Annotated in this window: 15 protein-coding genes; 8 read left to right on the top strand and 7 right to left on the bottom strand. The window is 53.1% G+C overall.

Annotated features, from left to right (window positions below; all coding sequences use genetic code 11):
• Nucleotides 1-67 precede the first annotated feature (67 nt).
• The 5 genes from ACKWMY_RS24660 to ACKWMY_RS24640 all read right to left on the bottom strand — a co-directional run bounded on the left by ACKWMY_RS24660 (nt 68) and on the right by ACKWMY_RS24640 (nt 5039).
• Nucleotides 68-1504: a 6-phospho-beta-glucosidase gene (locus ACKWMY_RS24660; protein WP_409487225.1), complete on the bottom strand. Its 1437-nt coding sequence runs from the start codon at nt 1502-1504 to the stop codon at nt 68-70.
• Between the two features lie 26 nt (nt 1505-1530).
• Complete coding sequence (locus ACKWMY_RS24655) at nt 1531-3039, bottom strand: PTS transporter subunit EIIC (RefSeq protein WP_024527337.1); 1509 nt, start codon at nt 3037-3039, stop codon at nt 1531-1533.
• 176 nt (nt 3040-3215) lie between these two features.
• Nucleotides 3216-3947 carry a MurR/RpiR family transcriptional regulator gene (locus ACKWMY_RS24650; protein ID WP_199063479.1) on the bottom strand — a complete coding sequence of 244 codons (732 nt, stop codon included), beginning with the start codon at nt 3945-3947 and terminating at the stop codon, nt 3216-3218.
• Nucleotides 3948-4023: 76 nt separating this feature from the next.
• Nucleotides 4024-4470 carry an N-acetyltransferase gene (locus tag ACKWMY_RS24645; RefSeq protein WP_024527336.1) on the bottom strand — a complete coding sequence of 149 codons (447 nt, stop codon included), beginning with the start codon at nt 4468-4470 and terminating at the stop codon, nt 4024-4026.
• On the bottom strand, nt 4467-5039 hold the full coding sequence (locus ACKWMY_RS24640; RefSeq protein WP_141130845.1) for a DNA-3-methyladenine glycosylase I: 573 nt from the start codon (nt 5037-5039) through the stop codon (nt 4467-4469). Before ACKWMY_RS24640 ends, ACKWMY_RS24645 begins: the two co-directional genes overlap by 4 nt.
• 193 nt (nt 5040-5232) lie before the next feature.
• Here ACKWMY_RS24640 and ACKWMY_RS24635 point away from each other — a divergent pair, with 193 nt between their 5' ends.
• Nucleotides 5233-7221 carry an autotransporter outer membrane beta-barrel domain-containing protein gene (locus tag ACKWMY_RS24635; RefSeq protein WP_409487224.1) on the top strand — a complete coding sequence of 663 codons (1989 nt, stop codon included), beginning with the start codon at nt 5233-5235 and terminating at the stop codon, nt 7219-7221.
• A gap of 810 nt (nt 7222-8031) precedes the next feature.
• The gene (locus ACKWMY_RS24630) at nt 8032-8775 is read left to right on the top strand and encodes a LuxR family transcriptional regulator (RefSeq protein WP_024527333.1); all 744 of its coding nucleotides are present in this window, start codon (nt 8032-8034) and stop codon (nt 8773-8775) included.
• Here ACKWMY_RS24630 and ACKWMY_RS24625 read toward each other — a convergent pair.
• Nucleotides 8692-9396, bottom strand: a complete 705-nt coding sequence (locus ACKWMY_RS24625; protein WP_024527332.1) for an acyl-homoserine-lactone synthase — start codon at nt 9394-9396, stop codon at nt 8692-8694. The two genes, ACKWMY_RS24630 and ACKWMY_RS24625, sit on opposite strands and share 84 nt — an antisense overlap.
• A 486-nt stretch (nt 9397-9882) precedes the next feature.
• On the opposite strand from ACKWMY_RS24625, the gene glyQ reads away from it, so the two are divergent.
• From glyQ to ACKWMY_RS24595, 6 genes are all read left to right on the top strand, one after another.
• Nucleotides 9883-10791 (top strand): glycine--tRNA ligase subunit alpha, encoded by a 909-nt coding sequence (glyQ, locus tag ACKWMY_RS24620; protein WP_024483285.1) that lies wholly within the window; start codon nt 9883-9885, stop codon nt 10789-10791.
• An 8-nt stretch (nt 10792-10799) separates the two neighbouring features.
• Nucleotides 10800-12869: a glycine--tRNA ligase subunit beta gene (glyS, locus tag ACKWMY_RS24615; protein WP_409487223.1), complete on the top strand. Its 2070-nt coding sequence runs from the start codon at nt 10800-10802 to the stop codon at nt 12867-12869.
• A 197-nt stretch (nt 12870-13066) separates the two neighbouring features.
• Entirely contained in the window at nt 13067-13786 is a 720-nt protein-coding gene (locus ACKWMY_RS24610) for a DUF3053 domain-containing protein (protein ID WP_409487222.1), read from the top strand.
• A 547-nt stretch (nt 13787-14333) separates the two neighbouring features.
• Nucleotides 14334-16250, top strand: coding sequence for a PTS mannitol transporter subunit IICBA (locus ACKWMY_RS24605; protein ID WP_024527327.1), 1917 nt, complete (start codon nt 14334-14336; stop codon nt 16248-16250).
• A 63-nt stretch (nt 16251-16313) separates the two neighbouring features.
• Nucleotides 16314-17462, top strand: coding sequence for a mannitol-1-phosphate 5-dehydrogenase (locus tag ACKWMY_RS24600; RefSeq protein WP_074030860.1), 1149 nt, complete (start codon nt 16314-16316; stop codon nt 17460-17462).
• Nucleotides 17463-17626: 164 nt separating this feature from the next.
• Entirely contained in the window at nt 17627-18184 is a 558-nt protein-coding gene (locus ACKWMY_RS24595) for an MltR family transcriptional regulator (RefSeq protein WP_024483278.1), read from the top strand.
• Here the strand turns inward: ACKWMY_RS24595 and ACKWMY_RS24590 are convergent.
• Nucleotides 18181-18789 (bottom strand): LysE family translocator, encoded by a 609-nt coding sequence (locus ACKWMY_RS24590; RefSeq protein WP_074030861.1) that lies wholly within the window; start codon nt 18787-18789, stop codon nt 18181-18183. The two genes, ACKWMY_RS24595 and ACKWMY_RS24590, sit on opposite strands and share 4 nt — an antisense overlap.
• Nucleotides 18790-18866: the final 77 nt, after the last annotated feature.

Below are 18866 nucleotides of genomic sequence, written 5' to 3'. Positions count from 1 at the left end.
GAATTAATGCAGGAAGGGTTGATCTTTAGGACAAAGGGGCGAAGAGTTTCGCCCCGATGAGATGCGGTTAAGCTAACGTTTCGCCATTGCTGGCGACCACGCGGCGATACCAGTCGAAGCTCTGTTTTTTCGAGCGGGCAAAGCTGCCGTTGCCGTCGTCGTGCTTATCCACGTAGATAAAACCGTAGCGCTTACTGTATTGCCCGGTGGTGAAGGACACACAGTCGATGCAGCCCCAGGGAGTAAAGCCCATCAGCTCAACGCCGTCGTCTATCACCGCTTTTTTCATCTGCTCGATATGCGAGCGGAGATAGGCGATGCGGTAATCGTCGTGGATCTGGCCATCGGCCTCGGGCTTATCCAGCGCACCGAAGCCGTTCTCGACGATAAACAGCGGCTTCTGGTAGCGTTCATAGAGGATGTTGAGCGTATAGCGCAGCCCCACCGGATCGATCTGCCAGCCCCAGTCGGACGCTTTCACATAAGGGTTCGGCACGCTGCCTTCAAAACCGGCCAGCGCCGTGCCCGTGCCGATGGAGTCCGCCTGCACCGCGTTACTCATGTAGTAGCTCAGGCCGATATAGTCCGCACAGCCTTCACGCAGGATCTGCTCATCTTCCGGCTGCATCTGGATGTGGTAACCCTTGCGCTCCCATTCGTGCAGAATGTAGGACGGGTAATAGCCGCGCATATGCACATCGCCAAACAGGAAGCGTTCACGCATCGCCTCTTGCGCATACATCACATCGTCCGGATTACAGGAGAACGGATACAGCGGTACCATGGCGATCATGCAGCCAATCTGCAATGCCGGGTTGATGGCATGCCCCAGTTTGACCACCTGTGCGCTGGCGACAAACTGATGGTGCAGCACCTGGTACATGCACTCTTCCGGGTTCGGTTCCTGGGTGAAAATCACCCCTGAACAGCAGTAGCCGAACAGCGGGGTCTTCCAGTTGCGCTGGTTGTTGATCTCGTTGAAAGTCATCCAGTACTTCACTTTGTGCTGGTAACGGGAGATGACCACTTCGCTAAAGCGCACAAAGAAATCGACCACCTTGCGATTCTTCCAGCCGCCATACTCTTTCACCAGATGCCATGGCATCTCGAAATGGGAAAGGGTGATCACCGGCTCAATGCCGTATTTCAGCAACTCGTCAAACAGGTTGTCGTAGAACTGTAATCCTTCCTCGTTCGGCTCCAGCTCATCCCCTTGCGGGAAGATGCGCGACCAGGCAATAGAGGTGCGGAAGCACTTGAAGCCCATTTCGGCAAACAGCGCGATATCGCCTTTATAACGGTGATAGAAGTCCACCGCGTCGTGGTTGGCGTAGAGGTAACCAGGTTCAATGCCGTCGGTGATCACGCGATCGACGCCGTGGGCACCGCTGGACAGTACATCGACGATGCTTGGGCCTTTACCGCCCTGATCCCAGCCGCCTTCAACCTGATGCGCCGCTACCGCGCCGCCCCACAGGAAATCATCCGGTAACTGTTTTTTCATAACGTTGGTTCTCTTGGTAGATGAATTTAGGCCATTTCAGGCTTGTTGAGCGGTGCCGTTGGCGCAGGCTGTTCCTCTTTGAAGCCGACGATATAGGTTAGTACGGCACCCAGCACAAACGCCACGCAGATGGACAGCAGGAAGCCAAGGAACTGCGGCATATGGCCTTCTTTAAAGAACACCGGCAGCACGGCAATCCCCGGCAGGCAATAACTCCATGACACCGCGTTGAAGGCTCCGGCAATGGAACCACCGACCGCGCCGGCGACACAGCCGCAAATCATTGGGCGTTTCAGACGCAACGCAACGCCGTAGATGGCGGGTTCCGTGATGCCAAACAGCGCGGTCATGCCAGCAGACAGCGAAACGCGCTTCATCTCCGGATCTTTGGATTTCAAATAGACGCCCAGCACGGCACCCGCCATGGCAAACACCGGCGAGGCCTGCAGGCCGGTAAAGGTGTCATAGCCCAGCGTGGCATAGTTTCCCACGGTGACCGGCGTGATCCCCCAGTGTACGCCCAGCGTTACCAACGGCATCCACAGTGCGCCTACCACCGCTCCGGCAATGGAAGGGCTGAGGTGATACAGCGTGTTATAGACGCCGCCGATGGCCCCGCCAATCATGTTACCGATCGGGCCAAAGGCCAGCAGCGTCAGCGGCACCATGATCGCGATACAGAACATCGGCGTGAACAGGTTGCGGATCACCAGCGGCAGGATGCGTTCAAAGAAACGCTGTACATAAGACATGATCCAGACCATCAGGATGATCGGGATCACCGAGGCGGTATAGCTGAGATACTGCACTGGCATGCCCAGGAAAGTGAGGGGATCGGCGTTAATCGGGATACCGGCCACCTCGGCCAGCACCCTGGCAATCTGTGGGTTATTGACGGCTTCCTGCATCAAGGCCTGCATGGCCGGATCGGCAGAGTTCACCAACAGAATTTTATTGGCAGTGAGCATGTTCATATAGTCTGGAGAGACCAGCGCACAGGCCGCGATCACCGCGGTGAACGGATTGACGTTGAATTTTTTCGCGGCGGTGAAGGCTACCATCACTGGCAGGAAGGTGAAGCCGGTCCAGGAAACGAAGTTCAGAATACGATAGGTGCCACTGGCCGGATCCATCCAGCCTAAGGCAGCAAACAGCGAGATGAGCCCCTGCAATACCCCGCAGGCTGCCAGCGGATACAGGAAGGGGGCGAAGATGCTGGAGATAATGTCCATCAGGCGGCTGACGATGCCGACGTTCGGCGCGCTGACCGCCACGTTCTCATCCATATTGACCAGCTTGAGCACTTCCCGATAGGCATCGCCGACGTGGTTGCCGATCACCACCTGCAATTGACCACTGGATTCGATAACGGTAATAACGCCTTTGACGCGTTTCAGCGTGTCTTTATCGGCCTGGCTACTGTCTTTTAAAATAAATCGCAAACGTGTGGCACAATGTGTGACATTAATCACATTATTATCGCCGCCAATCAGGCGTACGATCTCTTTTGCCGAGTCAGCATAATTAATTGCCATCAACGTAACTCCATCTGTGGTGTACAGAAATATCGGACTTTATTGTTGCTATAAGGTGATTTCTAAAGGGATAGTAGCAAACAGCAAGGGAATGTCACGATATAACAAAATGGCGAAATAGTGATTTGTCACATGCAAAAAACAGGGTGTTATTTAGCGTGATTTAGCTAATAAAATTAATGGCCGAGACTTTTTGCCAGCTTTTTGCCTATCGCTTCCAATATATACATTACAGGTACTTGAGTAGTGATATCATATTCGCTGGCAATGCGGATTTGCGGCATGTGGTAAGAGAGATTAAAGTCCGCCATGCGCGCCAGTGAAGAGGTTTCGCTATTGGTAATGCTGACGATTTTACAGTTATGCAGGCTAAATTGGCTGGCCAGTTTAAGAATTTCCGGCGTTTCTCCAGAAACCGATAAAATAATGGCTACCGCATTTTTATACATATCGCTGCTGATGGGATAATAAGGATCATCGATATAATTACTGAATTTACCAACGTTAGAGAAAAAGCGAGCGCCGTACTTACCTAACGTGCCGGATGTTCCTGCTCCGACAAAGATGATCCGTTCCGCGTTGGCAATGTGTGCTGCCGCATCCGTAATTAACTGCTCAAACTCTTCATTGTTAATACTTTTGAAGAAGCTGACAATTTCACTGACACCGGAGGTTAGCAGCAGCTTGTCTTCCTGTTCCAGATAGAGTTTAAAGCGAATGCGGAATTCCGAATAGCCGCTGAAATTCATTTTCTTACAAAAGCGTAATACCGTGGTGGTGGAGACCTTGGCACCGTCCGCCAGTTCGCGAATGGTCATATACATAACCTTGTCCTTATTTTTGATGACGTAGTTGTACACCATCAATTCAAGACCGTTGAGCTTGGATAAGGCGATATGGGTAAACATGCTGGATCTCGTTGACAAGGTTGGCTGCCAAAGTACCAGAAGCGGGCAGGGATGACAAAGCCCGCCCGCGGCTTCTTCAGGGATGGCGCAGTTCTGCGGTGGCCCAGTTCATGATCAGCGTATGGGCCTGGGTCTCCTGATTGAACTGGCGTTGTACTTCACTGAACCCAAGCTTGCGGTAAAAGGCGCAGGCCCGCAGATTCTGCTCGTATACCTCCAGGCTTAGCCAGCCGTGCTGTTGCTGTACTTGCTCCATCAGCGCGGCTCCGACGCCTTGGCCGTGGAAGCGCTCATCGACAAACAGCGCGCCCACAAAGCGTTCATCCAGCACGCTGATAAAACCGGCGATCTGCTGGTGGTGCAGATAAACCCAGGTTTTGGCACGCGGCAGATAGCTTTCACGCACCAACTGGGCAGTTTGCTGCCAATAATCGGCCGCGATAAACGGATGGGCCTGGGTGGTGCTTGCCAGCCACAGCGTCATCAGCGGCTCGATATCGGCCGGAACGGCGGTACGGATCATGCCTGGCGCTGCTTTGGGTGGCAGAAGCACCCCGTAAGATGATCGTTCACCAGGCCGCTGGCCTGCATAAAGGCATAGCAGGTGGTTGAGCCGATAAACTTAAAGCCGCGCTTTTTCAGCGCCTTGGACAGGGCATCGGACTGTTCGGTTTTGGCGGGGACTTCGCCAAGCGCCTGCCAGTGATTGAGCAGCGGCTTGCCGGTGACGAACTGCCAGATAAAGGTGACAAAATCTTCTCCGGCGGCCTCCATCGCCAGATAGGCTTTGGCATTATTGATAATGGCCTCGATCTTGCCGCGATGGCGGATAATGCCGCTGTCTTGCATCAGCGTTGCCACGTCTTGTTCGGTCATGGCTGCAATGCGCTGCGGATCGAAATTGTGGAAGGCACGGCGGTAGTTTTCACGCTTTTTCAGCACGGTGATCCAGGAAAGACCCGCCTGCTGGCCTTCCAGGCACAGCATTTCGAACAGCTCGCGTGTGTCGGTGGTGGGTACGCCCCATTCCTGGTCATGATACTCAAGATATAGCGGATCGGCGGTAACCCAACCGCAACGTTCGTTGGCCATACGAGGATTCCTTATGCTGTAATTATTTACAGGTAATCATCGCCGTAAGCCGCCCGCTTGGCAACCCTTTGCACGATTTATCGTCAGTTAACTTGACGTTATGTGAATCCCCGCAATATTTACTACACGGCTATGGCGATAACTGCCAACGATAAGAACAGGATTTCCTCTATCTATGACTAGGAGTCTATTTATGCCTCTGAAAAGACAGGGCAAGCACACCCCAACTGTGCTTGCCGTGGCGTTAGCTTTTTGCCTCAGTGCTACGGCACAGGCTTACGATCAACTTTACGTGTTTGGCGACAGCCTGAGTGATACCGGCAATAACGGCCGCTTCACTTATGACAGTAACCAACATCAGCTATATGACGAAATACTGGGCCAGCGTATCGGTGCTGCGCTGGTGGCGTCCGATAACGGTGGATACAACTATGCTGCCGGTGGTGGTGTGGCCGTACCGGCGCTAAACCCGGCGGACAACACCGAGGATCAGCTACAAAGCTACCTTGCACGGGTTAACGGCAGGGCCGATGGCGACGGTTTGTATATTCATTGGATTGGCGGCAACGATCTGGCCGCTGCGGCGATGAATGTGGCAACCGCACCGGAGGTGGCCTTCACTAGCGCCTTGGCTGCGGCGACGCAGGTGCACGCTTTACTGAACGCCGGTGCCGGGACGGTGATAGTGCCAACGGTACCGAATATCGGCTCAACCCCGCAACTGATGGAGCTGATTATCCAGCAGGCGCTGGGGCCGGTACAGGGCGCGGCCATACTGGCGGCGTACGGCAAGCTTAATACTCTCGACACGCCGGATAACGCTTCGCGCCAGCAGGCGATCCATCAGGCTTTAGGTGCCGCTGCACAGCAGGCCAGTAGTAATCCTCTGGTGCAGCAGGCCATTGCTGCCCAACTGAGCGCGGCTTTCGACAGTTTCAGCGCCCAGGCGGCCCAGCTTACCGATTTTTATAACCAGAGCGAAGATCGCCTGCTGGCTCAGGGCGGCGGTAATATCGTGCGCGTTGATGTCAACAAACTGTTCAGCGAGGCGATCGCCAACCCAGGCCAGTTTGGTTTTACCAACACTGCCGGTATGGCCTGCCCAGCGGGAGTGTCTTCGGCGGTATGCAGTTCGTCCATGCCAGGTTTTAACAGCGAGCAGGCTTATCTGTTTGCCGACCATTTCCACCCCAGCCCGCAGGCTCATCAACTGATCGCCGATTATATTCAGGCGGTATTGGATGGCCCGGCGCAGGCGGTGGCTCTCAACCAGGCAACCGCCGCTTTTGTGCGTGATAGCCGTGCTACCTTGGACAGCCGTCTTCAGCAGTTACGCACCAGCAGCAATCCGCAGGGGTCGTTGGGCGTGTTCGGCGGCTATGCCGGGCAACGTTACGATTATTCTGCCAATACAGTTGCCGGGGATGGCGACGCCACCACGCATAACCTAACGCTGGGCGTGGATTACCAACTGACGGATGAGTGGCTGATAGGTGCGCTAATCTCGGGTTCCAACGACAATCAGCAACCTTCCAGCCGTTACGATTATAAGGCGCGCGGTGTGCTGCTGTCGGCCTTCAGCTCCCTGACGCTATTTGAGCAAGGATGGGTTAATGCCGATTTGCACTATGCCAGCGTGAATTACGACGACATTAACCGCAGTATGCAGTTGGGTTCGCTAACCCGTACAGAAACCGGCGATACCGATGGTAAGCAGTGGGGCGCACGCGTTACGGCGGGGTATGACTTCCCGATCGCTTCGTACCTCACCACCGGGCCGATGGCCCAGTTTGCCTGGGATTACAGCAACGTCTCCGGTTATAGCGAGAATGGCGACGACAGTACGGCCATGCGTTTCAACGATCAGACCTATCATTCGCAGATCGGCGCTGTAGGATGGCGATTGGATAGCCAGCTCGGGATAGTTAATCCGTATGCGGAGGTGAGCTATCAGCACCAGTTTGGTGATGGCGTTTACCGGGCAGGCGGTGGATTGAAATCGACCCAGACCTCATTCACCCGCGACAGCGCCAGCCAGGATAAAAACTGGATGGATATCACCTTGGGGGCGAATATGCCGTTGAGCGATCGGGTGGCGGCGTTTGCGACGGTTTCGCAAACCAGCGGCTTGAGCAGTGGTGAGCAATTTATGTACAATGTGGGTGTCAGTGCGCGTTTTTGAAGAATGGCTTTAAACTTAATTGCCCGGTGCCAGACGGTTTGGTGCCGGGAAGAATAGGAGGGAGCTGTGCTTACCATTATTACGGGACAGTGCCTGATATCAGGGGCTGTCAGCCCTGTTAGCCATCGCCTTGCCCAAGCCCTTCACCGAAAAAGTACAGTGTCTGACTGTACTTTAGTATAACTATCATTTGCTCCTAAAAGACTTTATCGTTACGCCATAAGAACAAAAGATTTAAATAAAAAAAACTGATCCCGTTTAAAGGATCAGGAGCCAATTCGGCCAACACCAGGGAAATTTTGTTGTCATTATTATAAATAACAGGTTGTCTGTCAATTGTTCTCTCGCTCGCTAATCAACGAGTGGGAGGATTTTGTGTGCCTTCAATAATATAAAATACTTATCATTTCCACTCTGTTTCATCAATTTTTTATCTTTAACAGCCTGATTGGCGATAATAAAACCGATTTTTAGTGGCGTTTATGCCGATCTATAACATCTCCAGCCAGAAAATCAGCCTCAAATACAACACCTGAGTAACTGAAATTTTACCTTCACCCAAGGTTGTTAAAATCAGCATTCTTCCTCTGGTTAAAAAAAGACCATATCATCTCGGGTTATACTTTTTTTAAAATGGGAGAATCATTTTTTATAGGTATAAAGATGAATCATCAGTACTCTACTATTTATTATAAAATTGATGAGTTATTTCTTACTAGAAATTAGTTTTCATAATGTTTTTATGATAAACTATTACTTTATGTTGTGCTCTGAAATTTGCAACGGAGATTTCTACAAGGAGATTGTTACGTGTCAAGTTTATTCTTTAATAATGAGTTTATTAACTCAGCAATAAAGACTTATTTAGAAAAAAACTTAAGAGAGTATAGCAACATAAAGTACGCCTATGCGATTATGAGCAAACGCAATCCTGCCGATTTTGCCATAATTTCCAACAGAACAGAATGGTTTGAATTTTATACCGCCAATAACTATCAATTTATCGATCCGGTCCTCATTACCGCTTCCCACCGGGTAACCCCTTTTTCCTGGGATGAGAATATCGTGATCCGATCCGGGTTAAAGTTGCCCAAGATTTTTGATATGGCCAAAAACTATAATGTCATCAATGGCTATACGTTAGTACTTCACGATCACAATAATAACTTAGTGGTACTATCATTGATCATGGATGACTCCTGTGATGAAAATATCGAAGAGTCGATCAAAGAAAACCAACATAAGCTGCAGATGCTGCTGATCACCGCCCACGATAAATTAACCGCGCTGTATCACGAGTTAAATAACACCAGTGATTTTGACAAGGTCAGCCAAAAAGAGCTGTTCTCCAAACGCGAAAATGAGATCCTTTACTGGGCAAGCATGGGGAAATCCTATCAGGAAATCGCGCTTATCTTAGGGATCAAGCTCACCACAGTAAAATATCATATTGGCAACGTGGTCAAAAAATTAGGCGTTACCAACGCCAAGCATGCCATCAGGCTTGGCGTCGAGCTGAAGCTCATCAGACCGGTGCTTCCCGATCGGGAATGACAGTGGCCAGTTGTTTAAGGCAGCGTTACGGCCTGGTGATTTCTGATTGATGCGGTCGGTCATGATTTGCTGATTATGGCTATCTACCGGCATATAAATCAGATAAATATTCTGTTTCTTTTCCGACAGACCGGTTTCAACAATGGAAATCTGCCAGCCAGAGCGTTGGAAAATGATCATCATCGGATGGCTGACAATCGCATAGATACCTTCATAGCCACGATTTCGCGCGTAGTTAATCATCGACAAGAACAGCATTGAGCTAATCGGGTATTGCCGTAACTGTAGTTCTTGTATCCGCGACTTATCAATGAATAAACGGCTGGCTTCGATAAAGTTGCCATCGGGCAGGTTTAACTTAGGGAAATAAGGTTTGAACGTGTCGATGATCATCGTTGGGTATTGGGTTTCTATAAACCGCAGGCTACAGACGATCAGCCCCTGATAAACACCAAATAGATAGGTGGTGTTTTTATTATCGTAAGCATCAAACTCCATATTTCTTTCGCAGTTTACAATCCAATTTAGGCGATCTTTAAAGGTGGTCTTTCTGAGGGAGAATAATTCATTGGATCTATTATCTGGCAATAAATTATAATCCACATCAAAGAACTCTATCATTTTCATCTTTCCCTAATAAATTTTTAAACTTTACTTTACATGATGCCATTATCTTTGCTCTGCGGACGATCGTATCAGAGCCAATTCAAGAAGCAATGAATAATGCCTGGCTGGAAAATCATCATGATTTCAGGTAAGGGTTATAAGCATTTGGTCTGGAATAACGGTGTTTAATACCACTATACCCGAAGCCTGAGGCAGGTGGAGAGGCATGCAGGTTAGCAACCGTTGGGCTTATGGATGCGCGATTGCGAGCTCCACGGACGGATTTACGGCGTTTCGGCGTTCTACATGACTCCCACCAGTTGCACTATTCGCCACAGCCATTTAGGCAGGCTATTAACCCGATCTCTTCCTAACTGGCCGCGAAGCGCGCTTTTTTCACGAAGATTGACACTTGCTGCGGGATTCTGGCTGTATATCTTACGGTCAACGGGTATACTGACCCATTCTGTTAAATCCACTTGTATCGCGTGCGAAATCAACATGCAAAAGTTTGATACCAAGACCTTTCAGGGTCTGATCCTGACACTACAGGACTATTGGGCGCGCCAGGGCTGCACCATCGTGCAACCGCTGGACATGGAAGTTGGCGCGGGGACATCCCACCCGATGACCTGCCTGCGTGCACTGGGCCCGGAGCCAATGGCCACCGCCTATGTGCAACCTTCACGCCGCCCAACCGACGGCCGTTACGGGGAAAACCCGAACCGCCTGCAGCATTACTACCAATTCCAGGTGGTGATTAAGCCATCGCCAGAAAACATTCAGGAACTCTACCTGGGTTCCTTGAAGGAACTGGGTCTGGATCCGACCATCCACGATATCCGCTTTGTGGAAGACAACTGGGAAAACCCGACGCTCGGCGCCTGGGGTCTGGGTTGGGAAGTGTGGTTAAACGGCATGGAAGTCACGCAGTTTACCTATTTCCAGCAGGTTGGCGGTATGGAGTGCAAACCGGTCACCGGTGAGATCACCTACGGTCTGGAACGCCTGGCGATGTATATCCAGGGCGTGGACAGCGTCTACGATCTGGTGTGGAGCAACGGCCCGTTGGGCGTTACCACCTACGGCGACGTGTTCCATCAGAACGAAGTGGAGCAGTCCACCTATAACTTCGAATACGCCGATGTCGATTTCCTGTTCTCCTGCTTCGAGCAGTATGAGAAGGAAGCGCAAACGCTGCTGGCATTGGAGAAACCGCTGCCGCTGCCGGCTTATGAACGTATCCTCAAGGCTGCTCATACTTTCAACCTGTTGGATGCACGCAAGGCGATCTCGGTTACCGAGCGTCAGCGCTATATTCTGCGTATTCGCACGCTGACCAAAGCCGTTGCCGAGGCCTACTACGCTTCCCGCGAAGCGCTGGGCTTCCCAATGTGTAACAAGAAGTAGAGGCAGCTATGACACAACAGACTTTCCTGGTGGAAATCGGCACGGAAGAGCTGCCGCCGAAGGCTCTTCGCTCACTGGCAGAAGCCTTTGCTGCCAACTTTACCGCTGAACTGGACAACGCTGGCCTGGAACATGGCGAAGTGAAGTGGTTTGCCGCTCCGCGCCGCCTGGCGTTGAAAGTGGCGGATTTGAGTGCTGCGCAGGCCGATCGTGAAGTTGAAAAACGTGGTCCAGCCATTGCTCAGGCGTTCGATGCCGAAGGCAAACCGAGCAAAGCGGCCGAAGGTTGGGCGCGTGGCTGTGGTATTACCGTCGATCAGGCCGAGCGCCTGGTGACCGATAAAGGCGAATGGCTGCTGTATCGCGCCCATGTGCCAGGCCAATCTGCCCAGCAACTGCTGGCCGGTATGGTGAGCACCGCGCTGTCCAAGCTGCCAATCCCGAAACTGATGCGCTGGGGCGATAAAGAAACCCAGTTCGTCCGCCCTGTGCATACCGTGACCATGCTGCTGGGGGCAGAACTGATCCCTGGCACCGTGCTGGGTATCGACTCAGCCCGCACCATTCGCGGCCACCGCTTTATGGGTGAAGCCGAATTCACCATCGATAACGCCGATCAATACCCGCAGATCCTGTTGGAGCGCGGCAAAGTGGTGGCGGATTATCAAACCCGTAAAGCTTTGATCAAGCGCGATGCCGAGTTGGCTGCACAACAGATTGGCGGTAAAGCCGATCTGAGCGAGAGCCTGCTGGAAGAGGTTACCTCGTTGGTCGAATGGCCAGTGGTGCTGACCGCCAAGTTCGAAGAGAAATTCCTGGCGGTGCCTGCGGAAGCGCTGGTGTACACCATGAAGGGCGATCAGAAGTATTTCCCGGTGTATGACGACGCGGGCAAACTGCTGCCAAACTTTATCTTCGTCGCCAATATCGAGTCGAAAGATCCGCAGCAAATCATCTCCGGTAACGAGAAGGTGGTGCGCCCGCGTCTGGCGGATGCCGAATTCTTCTTCAATACCGACCGCAAGCAACGTCTGGAAGACAACCTGCCGCGTCTGGAAACCGTGCTGTTCCAACAGCAACTGGGCACCCTGCGCGCCAAGACCGACCGTATTCAGGCCATGGCGGGCTGGATCGCCGGCCAGATCGGGGCTGATGTCAACCACGCTACGCGTGCGGGGCTACTGTCTAAGTGCGATCTGATGACCAACATGGTGTTCGAATTCACCGACACCCAAGGCGTCATGGGCATGCACTATGCGCGCCACGACGGTGAAGCCGAAGACGTGGCAGTGGCGTTGAACGAACAGTACCAGCCACGCTTTGCCGGTGATGAACTGCCGCAATCGTTGGTGGCCTGCTCGTTGGCGATTGCCGACAAGATGGACACCCTGGCCGGGATCTTCGGCATCGGGCAACATCCAAAAGGTGATAAAGACCCGTACGCACTGCGCCGTGCTGCGCTGGGCGTGCTGCGTATTATCGTTGAGAAAAACCTGCCGCTGGATCTGCAAACCCTGACCGAAGAAGCTGTCCGCCTGTATGGTGACAAGCTGACCAACGCCAAGGTGGTGGACGAGGTTGTCGACTTTATGCTGGGCCGTTTCCGCGCCTGGTATCAGGAAGAAGGCCATGCGGTGGATACCATCCAGGCCGTATTGGCACGTCGTCCAACCAAGCCAGCCGACTTCGATGCGCGGGTAAAAGCGGTGACGCATTTCCGTACGCTGGAAGCAGCAGCGGCATTGGCGGCGGCCAACAAGCGCGTTTCCAATATCCTGGCCAAATCCAACGATACGCTGCTGGACCAGGTCCACGCATCGGTATTGAAAGAACCGGCTGAGCTGAAGTTGGCAACCCACTTGGTGGTGCTGCGCGATAAGCTGCAACCGTTCTTCGCCGAAGGCCGCTACCAGGAAGCGCTGGTAGAACTGGCCGCACTGCGTGAAACCGTGGATGCGTTCTTCGACAGCGTGATGGTGATGGCAGAAGATGAAGCGGTGCGCGTGAACCGCCTGACGTTGCTGAGCAAGCTTCGTGAGCTGTTCCTGCAGGTCGCGGATATCTCCGTGCTGCAATAATGGTGTAAAGCCCAAGAAAAAGCGCCTGCGGGCGCTTTTTCATCTCTGATGGCGGCAGCGAAACGATAGGTTATTCTGAGTACCTCGCATAATCACATTTCGTATCGCTGGCAGTTGATCTATTCTTTAGACGCACGGAGGGCGGCAGACGGCATGGAATCTGATAAAAGACACGTTTATAACAGGAGTTATGTCACATGGCTGTAGGGATCCAGAGCAGAAGTTTCGCGCGTTGGCTGGCACCGGTGTTGGCATTGTTGGTGGTTATGCAACTGACCGCCTGCGGCGATAAAGAGCCGGAGCAGCGCAAGGCATTCGTTGATTACTTACAGAATACGGTCATGCGCAGTGGCGTACATATCCCGACGTTGAGCGAAGATCAGAAACAGAAATTCGGTGCTTATACCGGCGATTACGCCATTCTGGTGGGTTTTTCCCAGCAGTTGACGAAGTCGGTGGACGCCAGTCTGACCCCAGCGCTGGAGCAGGTTAATCAGATCCGCACCGCGCAGGACTACATGAGCAAGCGCGATAGCCTGCAACAGTCAATTGGCGCGTTAAACCTGCTGGGCCAGCAGATCCAGACTGCCAAGGCGCAGGCAGATACCGCTCGTGCGGCGCTGAAACAGCCGGACGATTTGAAAGCGGTATACAACCAGGTGTATGACAAGATCGTTACTGCACCGGCCAATGCGCTGATGCCAGCGATCCCAACCACCGCCGGTTTTGTCCAGGATCTGGTACAGGTAGGGGATTTCCTGCTGGCTCAGGGCAATCAGGTCAGCTTCAACAACGGCGGCGTGCAGTTCCGTACCCAACAGCAGGCGACGCAGTACAACACCATGATGTCCAATCTGGTGGCCAAACAGCAGGACTTGCTGAACGCACAGAAAACCGTGCAGGCGGTAATGCAGTAACCTTCGTTCTAAACAATGTATGTGGGCCAGCGTTTGGTACCACATACATTATTCCGCTTTTTTCCAACTCCTTGCCCCTCCCTCCCCCACGTATTTTCTGTACTACACTTCACTTATTCATCACATCTCTTAATGTAGTTTTCTTTCATCCACGTCATGGTTATTTCCCGACGGTGTGGATGCCCACAGGGAAGATGCCATTTCAGGCCACGGCACGGTGGTCGGATGTAAAATAAATTGTGATGTTTGTCACATTTCAAAAACAAACAGCAGAGATGAAAGTGTGATTAAAGTCACGTTTTTGTCGCATTTTGCCGGTATATCTTCTCGTTGTATTTTTTTTACACCGGATAAATGTGATTGATGTCACTAAATTCACCGGGGTACAGGGGCAATGTTAGTGATGGCGATCACAAAAATTCCGTGAAGTTCGCGTAGTAAAAAGAGCGTGGTAGAGTCCGTTTCGCAAACAGCATCAACAGGGCTAGAACGTTACAACAATTATCGCGCGCTCTTATTGTCAGCGCGTAACAATAGGGGTGTGTTTATGTTTTCACCAGACATCAAGGTTAAAGTGCAAAACTTTGGCCGTTTCCTGAGTAATATGGTGATGCCCAACATTGGCGCATTCATCGCCTGGGGTATCATCACTGCGCTATTCATTCCTACCGGCTGGCTGCCAAACGAGACGTTAGCCAAGCTGGTTGGGCCAATGATCACCTACCTGCTGCCACTGCTGATCGGTTATACCGGCGGTAAACTGGTGGGCGGTGAGCGTGGCGGCGTGGTCGGTGCCATCACCACCATGGGCGTGATCGTCGGTGCAGACATGCCGATGTTCCTGGGCTCCATGATTGCAGGCCCGTTGGGCGGCTGGGCGATCAAGCATTTTGACCGTTGGGTCGACGGCAAGATCAAGAGCGGCTTCGAGATGTTGGTCAACAACTTCTCCGCTGGCATCATCGGTATGCTGTTGGCAATCCTGGCCTTTATGGGTATCGGGCCATTGGTCGAAGCGATATCCAAAGTGCTGGCGGCTGGCGTGCATATCATGGTGGTCAACAACCTGCTGCCATTGACCTCGATCTTCGTTGAACCGGCGAAAATCCTGTTCCTGAACAACGCCATCAACCACGGCATCTTCTCACCGCTGGGTATTCAGCAGGCGACGGAAACCGGTAAATCGATCTTCTTCCTGATCGAAGCCAACCCAGGCCCAGGTTTGGGCGTGCTGATGGCCTATATGTTCTTCGGCCGTGGCAGTGCCAAGCAGTCTGCTGGCGGTGCGGCGATCATCCATTTCCTGGGTGGTATCCACGAAATCTACTTCCCATACGTGCTGATGAATCCACGCCTGATCCTGGCGGTTATTCTGGGCGGTATGACCGGCGTATTCACCCTGACTTTGCTGAACGGCGGTCTGGTATCTCCTGCTTCCCCTGGTTCTATTCTGGCAGTGCTGGCAATGACGCCAAAAGGTGCCTACTTCGCCAACCTGGCGGCGGTATTTGCGGCGTTCCTGGTCTCCTTTGTGGTCTCATCTTTCCTGTTGAAAACCTCAAAAGTGAAAGAGGAAGACGATCTGGAAGAGGCGACCCGCCGTATCCAGGACATGAAAGCCCAGTCTAAAGGTGGTGCCGCGGTAAACGCAGCGGTAGACGGCGATCTGAGCACCGTGCGTAAAATCATCGTAGCTTGCGATGCGGGTATGGGTTCCAGTGCCATGGGTGCCGGCGTGCTGCGCAAGAAAGTGGCGGACGCGGGGCTGAAGAATATCTCGGTAACCAATAGCGCGATCAACAGCCTGCCGGAAGATGTGGATCTGGTGATCACTCACCGCGATCTGACCGAGCGTGCGATGCGCCATGCGCCGCAGGCCCAGCACATCTCGCTGACCAACTTCCTGGACAGCCATCTGTACAGTGATTTGACCGCCCGCCTGGTGGCCGCTAACAAGACCAGCGAAACCGAGCAGAAGGTTATCTCCACCCTGGATGACAGCTTTGACGCCAGCGAACAGAACCTGTTCAAACTGGGTGAAAGCAACGTGTTCCTCGGCTTGCAGGCCATTGATAAAGAACAGGCCATTCGCTTTGCCGGTGAGCAACTGGTGAAGGGCGGCTATGTCGAGCCAGAATATGTTCCGGCCATGTTGGAACGTGAAAAGCTGACCTCTACCTATCTGGGCGAATCCATTGCCGTGCCGCATGGCACCATTGAAGCTAAAGACCGCGTGCTGCGCACCGGCGTAGTGTTCTGCCAGTATCCGCAGGGCGTACGTTTCGGTGACGAAGAGGATGAAGTTGCACGCCTGGTTATCGGTATCGCGGCGCGTAACAACGAGCATATCCAGGTGATCACCAGCCTGACCAATGCGCTGGATGATGAAACCGTCATCGAGCGGCTGGCGAATACCACCAGCGTCCAGGAAGTGTTGGATTTGCTGGGCGGTAAGAAGGCCTGATAACAGAATTATTTTAAAGGGTGCAGCTTGCTGCACCTTTCTACATTTAAGAAAGGGTGGAATATGAAAGCATTACACTTCGGAGCCGGTAATATTGGCCGTGGCTTTATTGGCAAACTGCTTGCCGACGCGCACGCCGAACTGACTTTTGCTGACGTTAACCAGACGGTGCTGGACGCGTTGAACCAACGCAAAAGCTACCAGGTGCATGTGGTGGGTGAGCAGGCGCGCGTTGAAGAGGTGAATAACGTCAGTGCTGTTAACAGCGGTAGCGAAGAGGCGGTGGCCCTGATTGCCCAGGCCGATATCGTCACGACCGCCGTTGGTCCGCAGATCCTCGCCAGAATCGCCGGGACTATCGCCAAAGGCCTGACCTTGCGCCATCAGCAAGGCAATACTCAGCCGCTGAATATCATCGCCTGTGAAAACATGGTGCGTGGCACCAGCCAGCTCAAGCAGCACGTATTCGACGCACTGCCACAGGATGAACAGGCCTGGGTTGAGCAGCATATCGGCTTTGTCGATTCCGCTGTAGACCGTATCGTACCGCCAGCCGAGGCGGGCAGCAACGATCCGCTGGAAGTGACGGTGGAAACCTTCAGCGAGTGGATCGTCGATCAGACCCAATTCAAGGGTCAACCGCCAGCCATCGCCGGCATGGAACTGACCGACAACCTGATGGCGTTTGTTGAGCGTAAGCTGTTTACCCTCAATACCGGCCATGCGATCACCGCCTACCTGGGCCAGCGCGCCAAGCTGCTGACCATTCGTGATGCGATCCTCGATCCGGTCATCCGCCAGGTGGTCAAAGGGGCAATGGAAGAGAGCGGTGCGGTGCTGATCAAGCGCTACGGTTTTGACGCCGACAAGCATGCTGCCTATATCAACAAAATCCTGTCCCGCTTCGAAAACCCGTATCTGCACGATGACGTAGAGCGCGTAGGCCGTCAGCCGTTGCGCAAACTGAGTGCGGGCGATCGCCTGATCAAGCCGCTGTTGGGCACGTTGGAATACGGCTTGCCGCACGCCAACCTGATCAAGGGGATTGCCGCCGCCATGAGCTACCGCAGCGAGCAGGACCCACAGGCACAAGAACTGGTAGACTTACTGACAAAGCTGGGTCCAAAAGCCGCGCTGGCGCAAATTTCCGGTTTACCGGCCGACAGCAAGGTTGTGGAAGAGGCGGTTGCTGTGTATAACGCCTTGCAGTAAACGCTGTGATATCAAACCAGTGTAAGCAAACTCATTCCCTTTCCCCACGGATAAGGGGTAGGGTGAGGGGGCAAGGCGTCTTTGCCCCCCATTCTGGCTCACTTCCTGTGGTTAATGGGAAGCGCTCGAATGACTACACCGCCCATGCGATTCGAAAAGCGAAGATGATCGAGACACAGGCATTCGAAAACAAGGTTCTGGAAAAGCTGAACGCTGGCAAGACGGTGCGCAGTTTTCTGATCGCAGCGGTTGAGCTGCTGGCAGAAGCGCTTAACGTCCTGGTGGTGCAGGTTTTCCGTAAAGACGACTATGCGGTGAAATATGCCGTCGAACCTCTGTTGTCCGGTGCTGGGCCGCTAGGTGAACTCTCGGTTCGTCTGAAGCTGATGTACGGGCTGGGGGTGATTTCCCGCCACGAATACGAAGATGCCGAACTGCTGATGGCGATGCGTGAAGAGCTGAACCACGACGGTTCGGAATATCGCTTTATTGATGATGAGATACTCGGCCCCTTCGGTGAGCTCCACTGCGTCAGCGCTTTGCCGCCGGTTCCCACTTTTCTACAGCCCGGCGAAGCGGATGAATCACTGATCGCCATGCAACACCAGCGTTACCAGCAGATGGTGCGTTCCACCATGGTGCTGTCGATCACCGAGCTGCTGGCGGAAATTGGCGCCAAGCAGCCCTCCCGGCTCTCCCCGCTCGGTGCTCAAAAGCCTTAAGCCATCAGCGTCCGCCACTCGTCAAACAGCAGCCATAACGCGGTTGCTGCCATTAAGCCAGCCATCACGCCGTTAAATAACCGCAGTTTCCAGGTCACGCGCAGAGCGTGGCGTAGCCGATCGCCCATCAACGCCCAAATCAAGATGCAGGGGATATTCACCGCGGTGAAGCCTGCGATGGTTAATAGCGTTTGATGCAACGACGCTCCCTCATGAGGGGTGAACAGGATTGCTACGTTGATGGCCATCAGCCAGGCTTTTGGGTTCACCGCCTGGAACAAGGCTCCACCGATAAAGCGCATTGGCCGTGGCTGCTGTTTAGTATCCGGTGAGGCCGCTTTAAACAGCTTCCATGATAGCCACAGCAGGTATGCGCAGCCCATCACAGCCAGGGGGAAGCGGATGGTGTCGGCCCAGCTAAGGAGTAGCGCCAGCAAGAGCGTGGTGAGGGCTAGCTGCGTCGCACAGCCCAGGCTGATACCAAACATCATCGGCAAGGTACGCCGCAGGCCGAAATTGACGCCGGACGAGGCCAGCAGCAGGTTGTTGGGGCCAGGAGTAATCGACATCACGGTCACGTAACTGATAAAAGCAGAGTCCAGCATAAGGTTTTCCATACATGATTGGGGGTGATCACCAGCATAAGGGGAGTGGAGTGATGGTGACAGAACCAGAAATCAGC

Origin of the sequence: Serratia sp. J2 (genome assembly GCF_046269175.1) — a bacterium.
Taxonomy (GTDB): Bacteria; Pseudomonadota; Gammaproteobacteria; order Enterobacterales; family Enterobacteriaceae; genus Chania; species Chania fonticola_C.
Note: the sequence above shows the minus strand (reverse complement) of the source record. Positions and strands in the feature narration are given on the sequence as shown.

Excerpts from the sequence above, each read along its gene's own strand:
- ACKWMY_RS24590 (WP_074030861.1), bottom strand. The coding sequence starts at position 18,789 with ATGCTGGACTCTGCTTTTATCAGTTACGTGACCGTGATGTCGATTACT.
- ACKWMY_RS24650 (WP_199063479.1), bottom strand. The coding sequence starts at position 3,947 with ATGTTTACCCATATCGCCTTATCCAAGCTCAACGGTCTTGAATTGATG.
- ACKWMY_RS24625 (WP_024527332.1), bottom strand. The coding sequence starts at position 9,396 with ATGATAGAGTTCTTTGATGTGGATTATAATTTATTGCCAGATAATAGA.
- ACKWMY_RS24640 (WP_141130845.1), bottom strand. The coding sequence starts at position 5,039 with ATGGCCAACGAACGTTGCGGTTGGGTTACCGCCGATCCGCTATATCTT.
- ACKWMY_RS24635 (WP_409487224.1), top strand. The coding sequence starts at position 5,233 with ATGCCTCTGAAAAGACAGGGCAAGCACACCCCAACTGTGCTTGCCGTG.
- glyQ (WP_024483285.1), top strand. The coding sequence starts at position 9,883 with ATGCAAAAGTTTGATACCAAGACCTTTCAGGGTCTGATCCTGACACTA.
- ACKWMY_RS24605 (WP_024527327.1), top strand. The coding sequence starts at position 14,334 with ATGTTTTCACCAGACATCAAGGTTAAAGTGCAAAACTTTGGCCGTTTC.
- ACKWMY_RS24645 (WP_024527336.1), bottom strand. The coding sequence starts at position 4,470 with ATGATCCGTACCGCCGTTCCGGCCGATATCGAGCCGCTGATGACGCTG.
- ACKWMY_RS24610 (WP_409487222.1), top strand. The coding sequence starts at position 13,067 with ATGGCTGTAGGGATCCAGAGCAGAAGTTTCGCGCGTTGGCTGGCACCG.
- ACKWMY_RS24595 (WP_024483278.1), top strand. The coding sequence starts at position 17,627 with ATGATCGAGACACAGGCATTCGAAAACAAGGTTCTGGAAAAGCTGAAC.
- ACKWMY_RS24660 (WP_409487225.1), bottom strand. The coding sequence starts at position 1,504 with ATGAAAAAACAGTTACCGGATGATTTCCTGTGGGGCGGCGCGGTAGCG.
- ACKWMY_RS24600 (WP_074030860.1), top strand. The coding sequence starts at position 16,314 with ATGAAAGCATTACACTTCGGAGCCGGTAATATTGGCCGTGGCTTTATT.
- glyS (WP_409487223.1), top strand. The coding sequence starts at position 10,800 with ATGACACAACAGACTTTCCTGGTGGAAATCGGCACGGAAGAGCTGCCG.
- ACKWMY_RS24655 (WP_024527337.1), bottom strand. The coding sequence starts at position 3,039 with ATGGCAATTAATTATGCTGACTCGGCAAAAGAGATCGTACGCCTGATT.